The following is a 17,358-nucleotide window of genomic DNA, read 5'->3' on the forward strand; positions in this document are numbered from 1 at the left end:
GAGATGGTCGGTTACCCGAGCGCGCGTTGACGTCGTAGGCCGTTGACCGGCCTGTCATCGCGTGCTGCCTCTGATGTTGCGGCACAGCGAGCCTTCCCCTGCCCGAACCGTCGACGCGCCTTTCGTGTGCGCGATGGCGGGCCTCGTTGCCGGCAACACAAGGGATTCCCGTGCCGTCCGTTTCCTCCGCTGTATCCGATTCCGGTCGACCTGCTCCGTCAAGCCTGTGGCGGGACGCCGACTTCCGCCGGCTCTGGATGGGGCAGACGGCCTCCCAACTCGGCGAACACGCGACTCTGGTGGTTCTGCCGCTCTTCGCCGTCCTGACGCTCCACGCCAGTGCCGGCGAGCTGGGCGTCCTCCGCGCGGTGGGGCAGGCGCCGATCCTGTTGCTCTCGCTCTTCGCCGGTGCGTGGGTGGACAGGTGGCGGACCCGCACGACGATGGTGCTCACCGACGCCGGGCGGGCCATGGCCCTGGGCGCCGCAGCCGTGGCCGGCCTCCTCGGCTGGCTCGGCCTGCCCGGCCTGCTCGCGCTCGCCTTCGCCGTCGGGGCCCTGTCCGTGTTCTTCGACGTGGCCTACCAGGCGTCTCTCGTACGGCTGGTGGAACGCGACCAACTGGTGCAGGGCAACAGCGCGCTGGAAGGCAGCCGGTCCGCGGCGCAGATCGGCGGTCCCGCCCTCGGCGGTGCGCTGGTGTCCCTGCTGTCGGCGCCGATCGCCGCCGCCTCCGGCGCGCTGTTCTTCGCGCTGTCGTTCCTGTCGATCCGGCGGATCCGCCGAGCCGAAGCGATGCCAGTGCCTCCGGAAGGGCCCCCTCGGGTCTGGCGGCGGATTCACGAGGGCCTGCGTTTCGTCGCCCGCGACGCCGTGCTTCGGACCGTGTGCCTGGCCTCGGCCGCCTTCCAGTTCACCTTCGCGGCCGTGATGACCGTCTATCTCCTCTTCCTGCCCCGGGAACTGCACCTGTCGGGCACCGTCGTCGGGCTGGCGCTCACGGCGGTGGGGCCGGGCGCGCTCCTGGGCTCGCTGCTGGCCGCCCGCCTGCCGGGCCGGTTCGGTTACGGCACGGTGCTCGTGTGCGCGGCGGCACTCGGCGACGGCGTGTTTCTGTGCGTGCCCGCGCTGCACGGCTCCTCCGCGGTGACGGTCGCCGCGCTCCTCGCGGTCGGCTTCGTGTTCGGGTTCGGTGGCCAGTTGGTGAACGTCACGGTCATGGCCGTCCGGCAGGCCGTCACTCCGGACGGGATGCAGGGCCGCGTGGCCGCGACCATCACGTTCGCCGGCATGGGGATGACCCCGCTCGGTTCCCTGGCCGGCGGCTTCCTCGCGGCGGAGTGGGGGCTGCGCACCAGCCTCCTGGTGACGGCCGCGGGCATGCTGCTGTCCCCGGTGGTGATGGCCCTGTCCCCACTCGCACGGCTGGGACGGAAACTCCCCCCGAGCGGAGCCCCCTGACGGCTGCCGGGAGGGTCGTCCGAAAGGAGGGACGTACGACCAAGGTCCCAGAAGGGGACCGTCTCGCGACAGGGGTCAAAGTGCCGCGTGGACCTTACGCTGGCGGTCATGACCGCCCCGGAGCCGCGTGACGCCGATGTCGTAGATGCCGCTGCCCCGCCCTCCCGCGCCGAGGTGGGGGACGAGAGCGTGCTGGGGCGGACGTACCGGGCGTTGAGTGTCGGGATCGTCTCCGTCGTGCTGCTCATCGCCTTCGAGGCGACGGCCGTCGGTACGGCGATGCCGGTCGCCGCGCGGGAGTTGGACGGGGTGTCGCTGTACGCCTTCGCGTTCTCCGGGTACTTCACGACCAGCTTGTTCGGGATGGTGCTCGCGGGGCAGTGGTCGGACCTGCGCGGGCCGCTCGGGCCGTTGTCGACGGGCATCGCCTCCTTCGGGGCCGGGCTGCTGCTGTCGGGGACGGCCGGGGCGATGTGGGTGTTCATCCTGGGGCGGGCCGTACAGGGACTCGGCGGCGGGCTGGTGATCGTCGCGCTGTACGTGGTCGTCGGGCGGGCCTATCCGGAACGGCTGCGGCCGGCCATCATGGCGGCGTTCGCGGCGGCCTGGATCGTGCCGTCGATCGTCGGCCCGCTCGCCGCCGGCACGGTGACCGAGCGGCTCGGCTGGCGGTGGGTGTTCGTGGGGATACCCGTCCTGGTCGTGCTTCCGCTCGCGCTCGCGCTGCCGCAGATACGGAGCCGGGCGTCCGGGCCGGTGGGGGAGCAGGCCGACGCCGGCGCGAAGGCCTCCCTCGACCGCCGCCGCATCCGTCTCGCCCTCGCCATCTCCCTCGGGGCCGGACTGCTCCAGTACGCCGCCCAGGATCTGCGCCGGCTCTCCCTCCTGCCCGGCGCGGTGGGCGTCGCCCTGCTCGTGCCGGCCGTGCTGGGGCTGCTCCCGCGCGGGACCTACCGGGCCGCCCGCGGGCTGCCGTCGGTGGTGCTGCTGCGCGGCGTCGCCGCGGGGTCCTTCATCGCCGCGGAGTCCTTCGTGCCGCTGATGCTGGTCACCCAGCGCGGGCTCAGTCCGACGCTGGCCGGGTTCTCCCTCGCCGCGGGCGGCGGGACGTGGGCGCTGGGCTCGTGGGTGCAGTCGCGGTCGCGGCTGGAGCCGTACCGGGAGCGGTTGACGACCGTCGGGATGCTGCTGGTGGCGGCGGCCGTCGCCGCGGCGCCGAGTGTGCTGATCGACTCCGTGCCCGTCTGGACCCTGGCCGTCGCCTGGGCCTTCGGCTGCTTCGGCATGGGGCTCGTCATCTCCTCCACCAGCGTGCTCCTGCTCAAGCTCTCCGCCCCCGAGGAGGCCGGCACCAACTCCGCCGCCCTCCAGATCTCCGACGGCCTCTCCAACGTCCTCCTGCTCTCCGCGGGCGGCGCCGCCTTCGCCGCCCTGGGCGGCGGCACGGTCACCCATACGACCACCCACACCTCCGGCTCCCACCCGGCCGCCTTCGCCGCGGTGTTCCTGCCGATGGCGGCGGTGGCGCTGGTAGGGGCGTGGGTGTCGACACGACTGCGGGAGCGACGGCCGTAGCCGGGCTGGTCGTTGAGGCGCCGACCTCAGCCGACCGTCAGCCGACCGCCCGTCGGCCATAAAGAGGTCGTCACGCCGCGGCCCCCGGCCGTAGCCTCTGCCCATGTCCGACCTCCTGCTGCCCCTCGGCCCCGCCCTCCGGCAGGCCCTCGACGACCTCGCCGACGCGCAGAGCCGCACCCCGGAAGAGGTGGTGCTGGAAGCCGTACGCGGATACCTGCGCCAGGAGGGCGGACGCGTGCGTGGCGTCGCCGAAGGGCTCGCGCGGGAGCACGCCGACCTGTTGCGGAGGCTCGGCGAATGAAACGGGAGACCCGGTACCTGACCGTCGACGAGGTCACCGCCATCGCCGAGATCGCCTTCGGCGGGCGGCCGCCCGAGGCGCGCGCCCCCGGACTGCTCGCCTCCGCCGTGCACCGGCCCCGCGCCCGGATGTTCGGTACGTCCGCCTACGAGGACCTGTACGAGCAGGCCGCCGCCCTCCTCCACGCCATCGCCGCCAACCACCCCCTGGTCGACGGCAACAAGCGCACCGCCTGGCTGTCCGCCGCCACGTTCCTCGCCCTCAACGGCGTCGACCTGTCCGGCGTGGACCAGGACATGGCGTACGCGCTGGTCGTCGACGTGGCCTCGGGGGCGGAGGCGGAGGTCGGGGGGATCGCGGGGCGGCTGAGGGCGCTGTGACGTCGGTCCCACCCGGAGGGGACGCGGCCCGGTCCGCGCGTTGAGCGGTGGGGGGCGCCGGTAGGGTGGCCCGGTTGTCATACGTAGCCGAGCCGTCAGGCTCCCTCGAACGAGCCGCCCGACCCCCAACGGAGACCGTGACTACCACCGCCGGCACCAGCTCTGCCTCGCACCACCTGTCCCCGGCGTTCCCCGGCCGCGCCCCCTGGGGTACCGCCAGCAAGCTGCGCGCCTGGCAGCAGGGCGCGATGGAGAAGTACATCCAGGAGCAGCCGCGGGACTTCCTGGCGGTCGCCACACCCGGCGCCGGCAAGACGACCTTCGCGCTGACACTGGCGTCCTGGCTGCTGCACCACCACGTCGTGCAGCAGGTGACCGTCGTGGCCCCGACCGAGCACCTGAAGAAGCAGTGGGCGGAGGCCGCGGCGCGGATAGGCATCAAGCTGGATCCCGAGTACAGCGCCGGGCCGCTCGGCCGGGAGTACCACGGCGTCGCCGTGACGTACGCCGGTGTCGGCGTCCGGCCCATGCTGCACCGCAACCGTGTGGAGCAGCGCAAGACGCTGGTCATCCTCGACGAGATCCACCACGCCGGTGACAGCAAGTCCTGGGGCGAGGCCTGCCTGGAGGCCTTCGAGCCCGCCACCCGCCGCCTCGCCCTGACCGGTACGCCCTTCCGGTCCGACACCAACCCCATCCCCTTCGTGACGTACGAGGAGGGCAACGACGGCATCCGGCGGTCGGCGGCCGACTACACCTACGGCTACGGCAACGCCCTCGCCGACAACGTCGTCCGGCCCGTCATCTTCCTCTCCTACAGCGGCAACATGCGCTGGCGCACCAAGGCCGGTGACGAGGTCGCCGCCCGGCTCGGCGAACCCATGACCAAGGACGCCATCAGCCAGGCCTGGCGGACCGCGCTCGACCCGCGCGGTGAGTGGATGCCGGCCGTGCTGCGCGCCGCCGACCAGCGGCTGACCGAGGTACGGAAGGCCATCCCGGACGCGGGCGCGCTCGTCATCGCCTCCGACCAGGACTCGGCCCGCGCCTACGCCAAGCTGATCCGGGAGATCACCGGCAGCAAGGCGACCCTCGTGCTGTCCGACGACTCCGGCGCCTCCGAGCGGATCGACGAGTTCAGCCAGAACACCGACCGGTGGATGGTCGCCGTGCGGATGGTGTCCGAGGGCGTCGACGTGCCGCGCCTCGCGGTCGGCGTGTACGCCACCACCATCTCCACGCCCCTCTTCTTCGCCCAGGCCGTCGGCCGTTTCGTACGGTCGCGGCGCCGCGGCGAGACCGCCTCGGTGTTCCTGCCGACCGTGCCCGACCTGCTCTCCTTCGCCAACGAGATGGAGCGCGAGCGCGACCACGTCCTCGACAAGCCCAAGAAGGAGGGCGAGGAGGACCCGTACGCCGAGTCCGAGAAGGAGATGGACGAGGCGAACAAGGAGCAGGACGAGGACACGGGCGAGCAGGACATGCTGCCCTTCGAGGCGCTGGAGTCCGACGCCGTCTTCGACCGGGTCATGTACAACGGCGCCGAGTTCGGCATGCAGGCCCACCCGGGGAGCGAGGAGGAGCAGGACTACCTCGGCATCCCGGGACTCCTGGAACCCGACCAGGTGCAGCTGCTGCTCCAGAAGCGGCAGGCCCGGCAGATCGCGCACAGCCGCAAGAAGCCGGACGAGGAGGCCGACCTGCTCGAACTGCCCGCCGAGCGGCGGCCGGTGGTCTCCCACAAGGAGATGATGGAGCTGCGGCGGCAGCTCAACACGATGGTCGGCGCGTACGTCCACCAGAGCGGCAAGCCGCACGGGGTGATCCACACGGAGCTGCGGCGCGTGTGCGGGGGGCCTCCGGCGGCTGAGGCGACGGCGGGGCAGTTGCGACAGCGGATCGCCAAGGTGCAGGAGTGGGCTACGCGGATGAAGTGACCCCGGAATGTACGTATGCGGGCAAAGGGGGCCAGTCGCTCCTGGTCCGTGCCCGGATTCTGGACGGAGCCTTCCGCTCAGCGAACCCCCTTCGCTACTGTCCCGCTACGCACACGCCCCGTGGCAACGCCGCCGCGGAGCGCAGCCGTGAAGCGACGCGGTCCGGACAGTCCGGGCCGCCGGCCGATCGGCGGCCACCGAAGCGCGTTGCCGCCGGGACTCGGTGACGCATCCGCCGACCGGGGGGCCGCCGACCTCACCACTAAGGAGTGGGCGTCGTGACCGCGGAGACCTCCCAGACGCTCGACAGGGGACTGCGTGTCCTCAAGCTGCTCGCCGACACGGACCACGGGCTGACCGTGACCGAGCTCTCCCTCAAACTGGGCGTGAACCGGACCGTGGTGTACCGGTTGCTCGCCACGCTGGAACAGCACGCCCTCATACGCCGTGACCTGGGCGGACGTGCCCGGGTCGGGCTGGGCGTGCTGCGTCTGGGGCGACAGGTTCATCCGCTGGTACGGGAGGCCGCGATGCCGGCGCTGCGGTCGCTGGCCGAGGACATCGGCGCGACGGCGCACCTGACCCTGGTGGACGGGGCGGACGCGCTCGCCGTGGCCGTCGTCGAGCCGACGTGGACGGACTACCACGTCGCCTACCGCGCCGGATTCCGGCACTCCTTGGACCGCGGCGCCGCCGGCAAGGCGATACTCGCGGCCCGGCAGCACCCGATGGCGGACCCGGGCTACATCCTGACGCACGGCGAGCTGGAGGCCGGGGCGTGCGGGGCCGCGGCCCCGCTGATGGGCGTGACGGGCGTCGAGGGCAGCGTCGGCGTGGTGATGCTGGCCGACGGGGTGCCGGAGCGGGTGGGGCCGCGGGTCGTCGACGCGGCGCGGGAGGTCGCGGAGGCGCTGCGCTGAGGTCCGCCGTGTCGCCTGGTCAGGGCCCCGGACGACCTGGCCCCGGCCCGGTCCCGCCTCCGAGTTAGATTGATCCCGTGTTCTCTCGCCTCACGCGCCCCCAGGCCATCGCCGTCTGCGCCCTGCCCGTCGTGGCCCTGCTCGCCACGGCGGTGTTCGCGCCGCTGCCGTTCTCGGTGGCGCAGCCGGGGGAGACGGCGAACGTGCTCGGCGAGCACAAGGGCACGCCGGTGATCACCATCTCGGGGGCGCCGACCCGGGACACCCGTGGGCAGCTGCGGATGACGACCATCGTGGCGACCTCACCGGACAAGCGCGTGTCGCTCCCCGACGTCCTCGACAGCTGGTTCCGCACCGACGAGGCCGTCATGCCGCGCGACGCCCTCTACCCGAGCGGGGACAGCGTCAAGGAAATCGAGCGGCACAACGAGAAGCAGATGAAGGAGTCCCAGGACGCGGCGACGCAGGCCGCGCTGGGCTACCTCGGCCTCGACGACAAGGACATCAAGGTCAGCCTGAAGCTCGCGGACGTGGTCGGGCCCAGCGCGGGGCTGCTGTTCTCCCTGGGGATCATCGACAAGCTCGACGGCGACGGCACCGGCGGGGATCTCACCGGGGGGCGTGTCATCGCTGGCACCGGCACGATCGCCGCGGACGGCACGGTCGGCGCGGTGGGCGGCGTCGCCCTCAAGACGCAGGCCGCCAAGCGCGACGGGGCGACGGTGTTCCTGGTGCCGAAGGCGGAGTGCGCGGACGCGCGGGCCGAACTGCCCGAGGGGCTGCGGCTGATCCCCGTGACCACGCTGAAGAGCACGGTGAGTTCACTGGTGGCCCTGGAGACGGGCAAGGGTTCCGTGCCGAGCTGTTAGTGGGCGGGGACGGGCCGGGGCCGGGTGGCGAGCTTCAGGCCGACCTCTATGAGGGTCCAGCCGAGGCGCGCGCGGAGGTCCTGCCGGCGCGCTGGGCAGGGGCCGGTCTCGGCACGGAGTTCCGCGGCGCGGGCGTGGTGCAGGGCGAGGTGGATGTCAGGGTGCATCTCGGTCCGTCCTGATCGGGAAGGCGTGGGTGTGGAAGCGGACCTGCTCGGCGCCCGGGGTGTCCTCGTCGGTCGCGCGGTCGCGGTATGACTCGACCAGTGTGTGCATCTTCTCGACGAGCTCTCGCGTCAGGTCGGGCGTCAGTCGCAGCGTGAAGCTGCTCATGTCCCCGACGTGGCGCCACTCTTCGGACCATGAGGCACGGTTGCCCAGCCAGGTCGACAGGTCCCGGGTCTGCGTGGTGGCGACCTCGTGGAGGTACAGGTCCGCCGCCCCGCGTACGACCGGGTCCGAGTCGTTGAGCAAGGTTTCGTCGAAACGCAGGCCGCGGTGCACCGCCTTCCACCACCGCTCGCGCCCCTTGCCCCGCTCTGGGGCGTCCTCGACGAAGCCGTACTCCGCGAGTTGGCGCAGGTGGTAGCTGGTGACGCCGCTGGACTCGCCGAGCTTCGCCGCCAGCTGCGAGGCGGTGGCCGGGCCGCCGAAGCGCAGGGCGTCCAGGAGCTGCATCCGCAGGGGGTGCGCGAGTCCGCGCAGGGATCGGGCGTCGAGCTGCCGTACCTGCGGGTTCTGGGATTCGGTCACGATGCAAAGCTATCCTTGCAAAGGAATCCTTGCAAGGATTTCTTTGCAACTCTCTCTACCCCTCCCTGACCAACCCCTCCTCCACCATCCAGTCCAGCGCCACCTGATGCGGATCCTCGCCCTCCACATCCACCTTCGCGTTCAGGTCCCGCGCCACCGCGTTGCTCAGCCGCGCCGTCACCGGGTCCAGGACGTCCGCGATCGCCGGCCACTCCCTCAGCGTCTTCGCGTTGATCATCGGCGCGGCGTTGTAGTGGGGGAAGAACTTCCTGTCGTCGCCCATCACCACCAGGTTCATCGACTTGATGCGCCCGTCCGTGGTGAACACCTCCCCGTACGTACAACTCCCCTTCGCCGCCTGGGTGTAGATGATCCCCGTGTCCATCTGGGTCACGTTCCGCGCCGGCAACGTCATCCCGTACGCCTTCTGCATGCCCGGCAACCCGTCCGCCCGGTTCGCGAACTCGACCTCCACGCACAGCCTCACCGCGCCCGGGTCGGACTTCGCCAGCCTCGCCACGTCCGACAGGGTCTTCGTGCCGTACTTCTTCGCGTTCTCCCGGTTCATCGCGAGCGCGTACGTGTTGTTCAGCGACGACGGCCGCAGCCAGCTCAGCCCGTTGGCCGCGTCGGCCTTCCGTACGGCCTCCCACTGTTCGCGCGGATCGGTGATCGGCCTGCTGTGCCCCAGGTACGTGATCCAGGCCGTGCCCGTGTACTCGTACCCGGCGTCCGCGTCGCCCTTGCGCACCGCCTCCCGGCTGCCGACGGAGCCCTGGATGCCCGTGCGGTCGAGCACCTCCGCCCCGGCCGCCTCCAGGGCGATGCCCATGATCGCGCCGAGGATCAGCCCCTCGGTGAACGACTTCGAGGTCACCGTCAGCCTCGCGCCCGTCAGCGGCTCGCCCCGCCCGACCGACCCGGGCCGCACGTCGTCGGCCATGGGGGAGCCGCTGGTCAGGCCGCAGCCGGCGGCCATCAGCAACCCCATGACGAGGCACGCCCGGCGCCTCATGCCCGCAACCCCCGCGGCCGCAGCAGCAGTTCCGCCAGTGACGCCAGCCAGTCCACCAGCAGTGCCAGCACCACCGTGAGGACCGAGCCCAGGACCAGTACCGGCATCCGCTGGTTGGTGATCCCGGTCGTGATCAGCACGCCGAGGCCGCCGCCCCCGCCGAAGACCGCCAGGGTCGCCGTCCCCACGTTCAGGACGAGGGCCGTCCGCACGCCCGCCAGGATCAGCGGGACGGCCAGGGGGAGTTCGACCCGGGTCAGCACCCCCAGGGGGGACATGCCGATGCCGCGTGCCGCCTCCAGCAGGGTGGGGTCGTTCGCCTTCAGGCCGGTGATCGTGTTCGACAGCACCGGCAGGACGGCGTAGGCGATCATGCCGATCAGGGCGGCCCGGCGGCCGATGCCGAGCCAGATCACCAGCAGGGCCAGCAGGCCGATCGCGGGGGTCGCCTGGCCCATGTTGGCGAACGCCATCACCACCGGCGTGGCCCTGCCGAACGGCCCGCGGGTCAGCAGGATGCCCAGCGGAATCGCGATGACCAGCACGAAGAACGTGGAGATCACGGTCAGTTGGATGTGCTGCCACAGGGCCTTGGAGACCTGGCCGCCGGACAGGGCGTTCCGGGACAGCGCGTCCAGGTCGGCCTGCTCGAACCAGAGCCAGGTGGCGAGCAGCACGGCGATCAGGGTGACGGGCAGGAGGGTCAGCTTTTGCCAGCTGAGGCGGGCCGGACGGGGCCGCCGCAGGGGCTGCCGCCGGGGTGCCTCGCCGAGCGGCTCGGGGGCGTCCTCGACCTCCGTGGCCGTCACCGCCGCCCCCCGAGGCCCACGCCCGTCACACCCTCGGCCCCCTCCTGCTCCGCGTGCGTCCGCGCGGCCCGCAGTTCCTCCAGCTCGTGCTGGTGCTCCAGCGCGTCGAGCCGGTCGGCCTCCAGCATGTCGTGCACGGAGTTGAGGAGCGTCTCCATGTCGACGACGCCCGTGTACTCGCCGTGCCGCCCGGTCACCGCCACCCGGCCCGCGCTGTCGGTGAGCACCGCCTCCAGCGCGTCCCGCAGGGTCGCGTCCCGGGTGACCGTGCCGTGCACCAGGGTTCCGGCCCGGGCCAGGGAGCCCCTCGCCCGCATCAGGTCACCGCGCCGCAGCCACTTGTAGGGGCGGCCGCGCCGGTCGAGCAGCAGGATCTCGCTGGTGCCGGCGGCCCGCAGCCGGTTGAAGATCTGCTGGAGCGGGTCGTCGACCGTGACCGTCGGACAGTCGGTGATCTCCACGTCCCGTACGCGGGTCAGGTTCAGCCGCTTCAGCGCCGCACCGGCGCCGACGAAGCCGGACACGAAGTCGTCCGCCGGGTTGGTCAGGATCGCCTCGGGCGTGTCGAACTGGGCGATGTGCGACCGCTCGCGCAGCACGGCGATCCGGTCGCCGAGCTTGATCGCCTCGTCGAAGTCGTGGGTGACGAAGACGATCGTCTTGTGCAGCTCGTGCTGGAGGCGGATCAACTCGTCCTGGAGATGGTCCCGGGTGATCGGGTCGACCGCCCCGAACGGCTCGTCCATCAGCAGCACCGGCGGGTCGGCCGCCAGCGCCCGGGCCACGCCCACGCGCTGCTGCTGGCCGCCGGAGAGCTGGCGCGGGTAGCGGCCGTGGAACTCGCCGGGGTCGAGGCCGACGAGGTCGAGCAGCTCCTCGGTCCGCTCCCTGATCCGGGCCTTCGGCCAGCCGATCATCCTCGGGACGAGGCCGATGTTCTGCGCGACCGTCATGTGCGGGAACAGACCGGCGGACTGGATCGCGTAGCCGACCTTGCGGCGCAGCCCGACCGGGTCGATGTCGGTGACGTCCTCGCCGCCCATGCGGATCCGGCCGCCGGTCGGCTCGATCAGCCGGTTGATCATCTTGAGCGTGGTCGACTTCCCGCAGCCCGAGGGCCCGACGAGGACGACGACCTCGCCCGCCTTGATCTCCATGCTCACGTTGTCCACGGCCGGCTGCGCACCGCCGGGGAACCGCTTGGTCAGGTTCTCCAGCTCGATGGAGGCCCCGTGGCCGTCGGTCTCAGGCACGGATCCCCCTGGGAATGGTCAGCCGCCCGATCAGCACGTACGCGGCGTCGAACAGCAGCGCCAGCATGATGATGCCGAGCGTGCCCGCGAGGACCTGGTTGAGCGCGTTGGCGCTGCCCAGCGAGGCCAGGCCGCGGAAGATGACGTTGCCGAGGCCGGGTCCCGAGGCGTACGCCGCGATGGCCGCGATGCCCATCAGCATCTGCGTCGACACCCGGATCCCGGTCAGGATCGGCGGCCAGGCCAGCGGCAGCTCGACCCGCAGCAGCCGGGCCGGACGGGACATCCCGATGCCCGTCGCAGCGTCCACCAGCGCCGGGTCGACCCCGCGCAGCCCGACGATCGCGTTGCGCACGACCGGCAGCAGCCCGTACAGGGTCAGCGCGACCACCGTGGGCGCCACCCCGAGCCCCACGACCGGGACGAGCAGGCCGATCAGGGCGAGCGCCGGCACGGTCAGGACGGTGGCGGTGGCCGTGGTCGCGAGGTTCCCGGCCCACTCGCTGCGGTAGGCGGCCACGCCGATCAGCACCCCGAGCAGGGTCGCCACGACCATGCACTGGAAGACGGCGCTCGCGTGCTGGTAGGCGTCCGCGAGCAGCTGCTGGTGCCGGTCGGCCAGGTACTCCCAGAAGCTCACACGCGCTCACCCCACGACTCAGGTCTCCTCCGCGGCCTGCTCCACCAGCGGGATGATCCGCGGCGGGACGGGGTTCTCCATGACGATCGCCGTGGAGGCCCGGACGATGCCATCAAAACCGACGACCCGGTCGATCACACGCTGGAGATCGGCGTTCGAGCGGGCCACCAGCCGGCACAGCATGTCCCCGCTGCCGGTGGTGGTGTGCAGCTCCAGCACCTCGGGCACGGACGCCAAGTGGGCCCGTACATCGGCTCCTTGCCCCTGCCGGATCTGGAGCGTGGCGAAGGCGGTGACCGGGTAACCGAGCGCGGCCGGATCCACCTCCGGGCCGAATCCGCGGATGACTCCGTTCGACTGAAGCCGGTCCAGCCGCGCCTGCACGGTGCCCCGGGCCACCCCCAGCCGCCGCGACATCTCCAGCACCCCGATCCGCGGCTCCCGGGCGAGCAGCAGGATGATCCGGCCGTCCAGACGATCGATCGACACAGCAGCCTCCCGGGGTTGGTCATCCTGTACAGAAGGACCGATTCTTCGGCCGTATTGCTCAACAGATTGCCCAGCGGAAACGCAAACTATTGCGCACCTTGCCGAGCGGGGAGACCCTGCGGCTATGACGCAGACCACACACCACACTCCCGACACCGCCCGGCAGGCCGACCCCTTCCCGGTCAAGGGAATGGACGCGGTCGTCTTCGCCGTGGGCAACGCCAAGCAGGCGGCGCACTACTACTCCACCGCCTTCGGCATGCAACTGGTCGCCTACTCCGGACCGGAGAACGGCAACCGCGAGACCGCTGCTTACGTGCTGGAGAACGGCTCCGCCCGCTTCGTCCTCACCTCGGTCATCAAGCCGTCCACCGACTGGGGCCACTTCCTCGCCCGGCACGTGGCCGAGCACGGCGACGGCGTCGTCGACCTCGCCATCGAGGTGCCGGACGCACGCGCCGCGTATGCCTACGCCCTCGAACACGGTGCCCGCTCGGTGGCCGAGCCGTACGAGCTCAAGGACGAGCACGGCACGGTCGTCCTGGCCGCCATCGCCACCTACGGCGAGACCCGCCACACCCTCGTCGAGCGCTCCGGCTACGACGGCCCCTACCTGCCCGGCTACGTCGCCGCCCAGCCGATCGTCGAACCGCCCGCGCGGCGCACCTTCCAGGCGATCGACCACTGCGTCGGCAACGTCGAGCTCGGCCGGATGAACGAGTGGGTCGGCTTCTACAACAAGGTCATGGGCTTCACGAACATGAAGGAGTTCGTGGGCGACGACATCGCCACCGAGTACAGCGCGCTGATGTCCAAGGTCGTCGCGGACGGCACGCTCAAGGTCAAGTTCCCGATCAACGAGCCGGCCATCGCCAAGAAGAAGTCCCAGATCGACGAGTACCTGGAGTTCTACGGCGGCGCGGGCGTGCAGCACATCGCGCTCAACACCAACGACATCGTGCAGACGGTCCGCACGATGCGCGCGGCCGGCGTCGAGTTCCTCAACACGCCCGACTCCTACTACGACACGCTGGGGGAGTGGGTCGGCGAGACGCGGGTCCCGATCGACACCCTGCGCGAACTGAAGATCCTCGCCGACCGCGACGAGGACGGCTATCTGCTGCAGATCTTCACCAAGCCGGTCCAGGACCGGCCGACCGTCTTCTTCGAGATCATCGAACGCCACGGCTCGATGGGTTTCGGCAAGGGCAACTTCAAGGCCCTGTTCGAAGCGATCGAACGCGAGCAGGCCCGCCGCGGCAACCTGTAGCCCGGCGGCGCGTTCCGGGTCGTGCGGGTGTCACGGGGCACCCGCACGACCCGGGGCATGTCCTTTGTTCCGGACGGCAGCCTCGTGGCCGCCGCAACGGCGATCAGCCACGACGGCGTGGCCCGGCGGTGCCGAACTACCCCGGCTCCTCGTCCATCTCCGGCACCCCTTCATCCGGCGGCTCACCCAGCGCCTCCGCCGCCGCCCGGGCCGCAGGCGCGTGCAGCGGCGAGAAGTACGGGTTGATCCGCAGTGCCTCCGCGAGGTGCCGCCGGGCGGCGCCGTACCGCTCCAGCTCCCGTTCGATCACGCCGCGGTGATACGCGTACACCGCGCTGCGCACCCCGCCCCCGTGCTCCCCCTCCGTCGCCCGCACCGCGTAGCGCAGGCCCTCCTCGGACCGCCCGGCCCGGTGCAGGGCCCAGCCCAGGGCGTCGGCGACCTCCGTGCCCGGCTGGCGCCGCCACTCCGCCCGCAACCGCCGTACTGCCGCCCCCGGATCGCCGTGGTCCGCCTCGAACCGCCCGAGCACCAGCTCCTCGTCCGCCCCGCCCGCGGCGGCGTCCCGCACCCGCTCCCGCAGCAGGTCGTACTGCACCCGCGCCGCCTCCGGCATGCCCAGCGACTCGTACAACTCGCCCAGCTCCAGGGCGTACTGGGGCGACGGCTGCCGGGCGAGAGCCACCCGGTACGCGTTCAGCGCCTCCGTCGTCCGGCCCAGGGCCGCCAGCGCCCTGCCCTGCCCGGCCTGCGCGGCCCGCTGGTCCGGGTCGAGGCGCACCGCCTCCTGGAAGTGCCGCAGCGCGTCCTGAAGGTCCCCGCGCTCCCAGGCCAGCTGCCCGGCCCGCTCCAGGTAGGACGCCCGCTCGGCCGGGGCCCGCGCGCCCGCCGCCGCGTCCGCCAGCGAGGCCGCCGCGTCCTCCCGCCAGCCCCGGTCCCGGTAGACGGCCGCGGCCCGCGCCAGCACGGCCGGACCGGAGCGCAGCTCCGTCAGCCGGTCCAGCATCCGCTCGGCCGTCTGGTGCTCGCCGAGCCCGGTATAGGCGTCGATGAGCAGCGGATATGTCGTCCACCGCCGCGGCTGGAGCTTCAGCGCCGCCTCGCCCCACCGGCGCGCGGCGGGGAAGTCCCGGCGGACGTTGGCCAGCGCGGCCAGCCCGGCCAGCGCCCGGGTGTTCCGCTCGGGCCGCACCGCCAGCGACGTCCGCAGCGCCCTCTCCGCCCGCGGGTAGTACGCCGGGTCCGCGAGCCGCCGCCCCTGCTCCACATAGGCCGCCCCGAGCACCGCCCAGGACGCCGCGTCCTTCGGGTGCGCCCGCACCCGCTTCTCCCGCTCGGCGATCAGCTCCGCCAGGTCGGGCAGCGCGGCCGGCACCCCGGCGCTGACCGCCGCGAGGGCCTGCGCCCCCGGCGACGGCGGAGCGGGCTCGGCCCGCCGCTCCCAGGGCAGCAGCACCAGCACCCCGCCGAGCACGGCACACCCCGCCACGGAGGCGATCAGCACCCGCCGCGTGCGCACGCGGCGCCCCGGGCCGCCCTCCCGCCGCTCCGGACCCTCCTGCTGGTTCTCCATGCGCTCACTGTGCGTCAGTACGACGACCCCACCCGGGCAGGTGAAGGCTGCCGCCGACGGGGTTCACACCGATGGCCCCGGGTGCGAACCTGTGATCATGAGCCGTATCGAAGCGCCCAGCTCCGACGACACCGCGGCGACCGGCGACCTCGTCGACCTGCTGCTCAGCGGCCTCCCCGCCGAAGCGGTCCTCACCGACCCCGACGTCACGGCCTCCTACGCCAACGACATGGCGAGCTTCTGCCCGGCCGGCAGCCCGGCCGTCGTCGTGCTCCCCCGCACCACCGAACAGGTCCAGCACGTGATGCGCACCGCCACCGCCCTGCGCGTCCCGGTCGTCCCGCAGGGCGCCCGCACGGGCCTGTCCGGCGCCGCCAACGCCTCCGACGGCTGCATCGTGCTCTCCCTGACCAGGATGGACCGGATCCTGGAGATCAACCCGGTCGACCGCATCGCCGTCGTCGAGCCCGGCGTCGTCAACGCCGCCCTGTCGAGGGCCGTAGGCGAACACGGCCTGTACTACCCGCCGGACCCCTCCAGCTGGGAGATGTGCACCATCGGCGGCAACATCGGCACGGCCTCGGGCGGCCTGTGCTGCGTGAAGTACGGGGTCACCGCCGAGTACGTCCTCGGACTGGAGGTCGTACTGGCCGACGGGCGGCTCATGTCCACCGGCCGCCGCACCGCCAAGGGCGTCGCCGGCTACGACCTGACCCGGCTGTTCGTCGGCTCCGAGGGCTCGCTCGGCATCGTCGTACGGGCCGTGCTCGGCCTGCGGCCCAAGCCGCCCGAGCAGCTGGTGCTGGCCGCCGAGTTCGCCTCCTCGGCCGCCGCCTGCGACGCCGTGTGCCGCATCATGGAGGGCGGCCACGTCCCGTCACTCCTCGAACTCATGGACCGTACGACGGTCAAGGCCGTCAACGCCATGGCGCAGATGGGCCTGCCCGAGACCACCGAGGCCCTGCTCCTGGCCGCCTTCGACACCACCGCCCCGGCCGCCGACCTGGCCGCCGTCGGCGCGCTGTGCGAGGCCGCCGGCGCCACCCAGGTCGTCCCCGCCGACGACGCGGCCGAGTCCGAACTGCTCCTCCAGGCGCGGCGGTTGTCGCTCACCGCGCTCGAAGCGGTCAAGGGCGTGACGATGATCGACGACGTGTGCGTACCACGCTCCCGGCTCGCCGCGATGCTCGACGGGGTCGACCGGATCGCCGAGAAGTACCGGCTCACCATCGGGGTCGTCGCTCATGCGGGGGACGGCAACACCCACCCGACGGTCTGCTTCGACCCGGCGGACCCCGACGAGTCCCGGCGCGCCCGTGAGTCCTTCGACGAGATCATGGCCCTCGGCCTGGAACTCGGCGGCACCATCACCGGCGAACACGGCGTCGGCGTCCTGAAGAAGGAGTGGCTGGCGCGCGAGATCGGCCCCGTCGGGATGGAGCTGCAGCGGGCCGTCAAGCAGGCCTTCGACCCGCTGAACATCCTCAACCCGGGCAAGCTGTTCTGAGGCCGGCGCACTCACTGGGCGAGGAGTTCGGCCAGCTCGTCGTCGAGCCCGAGCCGCTCGCCCTCCGTCCCCGGCGGGACCACCCGCAGCGTGCGCTCCAGCCACGCCGACACCTGTGCCGCCGGGGCCTCCAGCAGGGCGTCCCCGTCGGGCGAACTCAGCGCCATAAGCACGACGCCGCGCCCCTCGCTCTTGGTCGGCCACACCCGCACGTCCCCCTGCCCGCAGGGCCGGAACACGCCCTCCACCAGCAGGTCCCGGGCGAACGTCCAGTGCACGGGGTGCTCGGAGGTGATGTGGAAGGTGACGTGGACGGCGTACGGATCGCCGGTGAGGTACCCGAGCCGGGCCGGCACCGGGATCCTGCGCTCCGGCGACAGGACGAGTTTCAGCTCCAGTTCCCGCTCCACCACGTGGTGCACGGCGGTGTTCCCTTCTCCTGACGGCTGCCCGCGAGGGCCGGTCAGGAGGAGAGAGCGGACGGGGGCCGGGCCATTACGCGCGTTGCCGGAAGTTTTTTCGCAGGGGGACGCCCCGGGGCCGCGCGGTGCGTAGCACATCGGTGCTCGAAAGGGGTGGGTCCGGTGGGAGCGGCGGTGGGGCT

General features: G+C 72.1%; 18 protein-coding genes. 9 read left to right on the plus strand and 9 right to left on the minus strand.

Going from position 1 to position 17,358, the window contains the following annotated elements:
* Positions 1-224 precede the first annotated feature (224 nt).
* The 7 genes from IE255_RS00450 to IE255_RS00480 all read left to right on the plus strand — a co-directional run bounded on the left by IE255_RS00450 (position 225) and on the right by IE255_RS00480 (position 7,445).
* Positions 225-1,460: an MFS transporter gene (locus tag IE255_RS00450; RefSeq protein WP_190049294.1), complete on the plus strand. Its 1,236-nt coding sequence runs from the start codon at positions 225-227 to the stop codon at positions 1,458-1,460.
* 108 nt (positions 1,461-1,568) lie between these two features.
* Positions 1,569-3,035: an MFS transporter gene (locus tag IE255_RS00455; protein ID WP_190048075.1), complete on the plus strand. Its 1,467-nt coding sequence runs from the start codon at positions 1,569-1,571 to the stop codon at positions 3,033-3,035.
* 103 nt (positions 3,036-3,138) lie between these two features.
* Complete coding sequence (locus IE255_RS00460) at positions 3,139-3,339, plus strand: hypothetical protein (protein ID WP_190048076.1); 201 nt, start codon at positions 3,139-3,141, stop codon at positions 3,337-3,339.
* Positions 3,336-3,719: a type II toxin-antitoxin system death-on-curing family toxin gene (locus tag IE255_RS00465; RefSeq protein WP_190048077.1), complete on the plus strand. Its 384-nt coding sequence runs from the start codon at positions 3,336-3,338 to the stop codon at positions 3,717-3,719. Before IE255_RS00460 ends, IE255_RS00465 begins: the two co-directional genes overlap by 4 nt.
* A 137-nt stretch (positions 3,720-3,856) precedes the next feature.
* Positions 3,857-5,656: a DEAD/DEAH box helicase gene (locus IE255_RS00470; RefSeq protein ID WP_190048078.1), complete on the plus strand. Its 1,800-nt coding sequence runs from the start codon at positions 3,857-3,859 to the stop codon at positions 5,654-5,656.
* 278 nt (positions 5,657-5,934) lie between these two features.
* Positions 5,935-6,576, plus strand: a complete 642-nt coding sequence (locus IE255_RS00475) for an IclR family transcriptional regulator (protein ID WP_190048079.1) — start codon at positions 5,935-5,937, stop codon at positions 6,574-6,576.
* Positions 6,577-6,653: 77 nt separating this feature from the next.
* Complete coding sequence (locus IE255_RS00480; RefSeq protein ID WP_190048080.1) at positions 6,654-7,445, plus strand: S16 family serine protease; 792 nt, start codon at positions 6,654-6,656, stop codon at positions 7,443-7,445.
* On the opposite strand, the gene IE255_RS00485 is transcribed toward IE255_RS00480, so the two are convergent.
* Genes IE255_RS00485 through IE255_RS00515 form a run of 7 tightly spaced genes read right to left on the minus strand, consistent with a single transcriptional unit; the run spans position 7,442 to position 12,404 of the window.
* The gene (locus IE255_RS00485; RefSeq protein ID WP_190048081.1) at positions 7,442-7,612 is read right to left on the minus strand and encodes a hypothetical protein; all 171 of its coding nucleotides are present in this window, start codon (positions 7,610-7,612) and stop codon (positions 7,442-7,444) included. The genes IE255_RS00480 and IE255_RS00485 overlap by 4 nt on opposite strands.
* Positions 7,602-8,198, minus strand: coding sequence for an ArsR/SmtB family transcription factor (locus IE255_RS00490; RefSeq protein ID WP_190048082.1), 597 nt, complete (start codon positions 8,196-8,198; stop codon positions 7,602-7,604). The genes IE255_RS00485 and IE255_RS00490 overlap by 11 nt, the downstream gene beginning before the upstream one ends.
* 55 nt (positions 8,199-8,253) lie before the next feature.
* A complete protein-coding gene (locus IE255_RS00495; RefSeq protein WP_190048083.1) occupies positions 8,254-9,213 on the minus strand; it encodes a glycine betaine ABC transporter substrate-binding protein in 960 nt (319 codons plus the stop codon).
* Positions 9,210-10,022, minus strand: a complete 813-nt coding sequence (locus IE255_RS00500; RefSeq protein WP_190048084.1) for an ABC transporter permease — start codon at positions 10,020-10,022, stop codon at positions 9,210-9,212. The genes IE255_RS00495 and IE255_RS00500 overlap by 4 nt, the downstream gene beginning before the upstream one ends.
* Complete coding sequence (locus IE255_RS00505; RefSeq protein WP_190048085.1) at positions 10,019-11,275, minus strand: betaine/proline/choline family ABC transporter ATP-binding protein; 1,257 nt, start codon at positions 11,273-11,275, stop codon at positions 10,019-10,021. The genes IE255_RS00500 and IE255_RS00505 overlap by 4 nt, the downstream gene beginning before the upstream one ends.
* The gene (locus IE255_RS00510) at positions 11,268-11,915 is read right to left on the minus strand and encodes an ABC transporter permease (protein WP_190048086.1); all 648 of its coding nucleotides are present in this window, start codon (positions 11,913-11,915) and stop codon (positions 11,268-11,270) included. Before IE255_RS00510 ends, IE255_RS00505 begins: the two co-directional genes overlap by 8 nt.
* Positions 11,916-11,933: 18 nt before the next feature.
* A complete protein-coding gene (locus IE255_RS00515; RefSeq protein WP_031113178.1) occupies positions 11,934-12,404 on the minus strand; it encodes an Lrp/AsnC family transcriptional regulator in 471 nt (156 codons plus the stop codon).
* Positions 12,405-12,528: 124 nt separating this feature from the next.
* Between IE255_RS00515 and hppD the strand changes: the two genes are divergently transcribed.
* Entirely contained in the window at positions 12,529-13,674 is a 1,146-nt protein-coding gene (gene hppD / locus IE255_RS00520) for a 4-hydroxyphenylpyruvate dioxygenase (RefSeq protein WP_190048087.1), read from the plus strand.
* 136 nt (positions 13,675-13,810) lie between these two features.
* Here hppD and IE255_RS00525 read toward each other — a convergent pair whose 3' ends face one another.
* Complete coding sequence (locus IE255_RS00525) at positions 13,811-15,247, minus strand: tetratricopeptide repeat protein (RefSeq protein ID WP_190048088.1); 1,437 nt, start codon at positions 15,245-15,247, stop codon at positions 13,811-13,813.
* A gap of 91 nt (positions 15,248-15,338) precedes the next feature.
* Between IE255_RS00525 and IE255_RS00530 the strand changes: the two genes are divergently transcribed.
* Positions 15,339-16,754 (plus strand): FAD-binding oxidoreductase, encoded by a 1,416-nt coding sequence (locus IE255_RS00530; RefSeq protein WP_190048089.1) that lies wholly within the window; start codon positions 15,339-15,341, stop codon positions 16,752-16,754.
* A gap of 11 nt (positions 16,755-16,765) precedes the next feature.
* On the opposite strand, the gene IE255_RS00535 is transcribed toward IE255_RS00530, so the two are convergent.
* Positions 16,766-17,176, minus strand: coding sequence for an SsgA family sporulation/cell division regulator (locus tag IE255_RS00535; protein WP_190048090.1), 411 nt, complete (start codon positions 17,174-17,176; stop codon positions 16,766-16,768).
* Positions 17,177-17,358 lie beyond the last annotated feature (182 nt).

Source organism: Streptomyces lomondensis, from assembly GCF_014651035.1.
GTDB classification, from domain to species: domain Bacteria; phylum Actinomycetota; class Actinomycetes; order Streptomycetales; family Streptomycetaceae; genus Streptomyces; species Streptomyces lomondensis.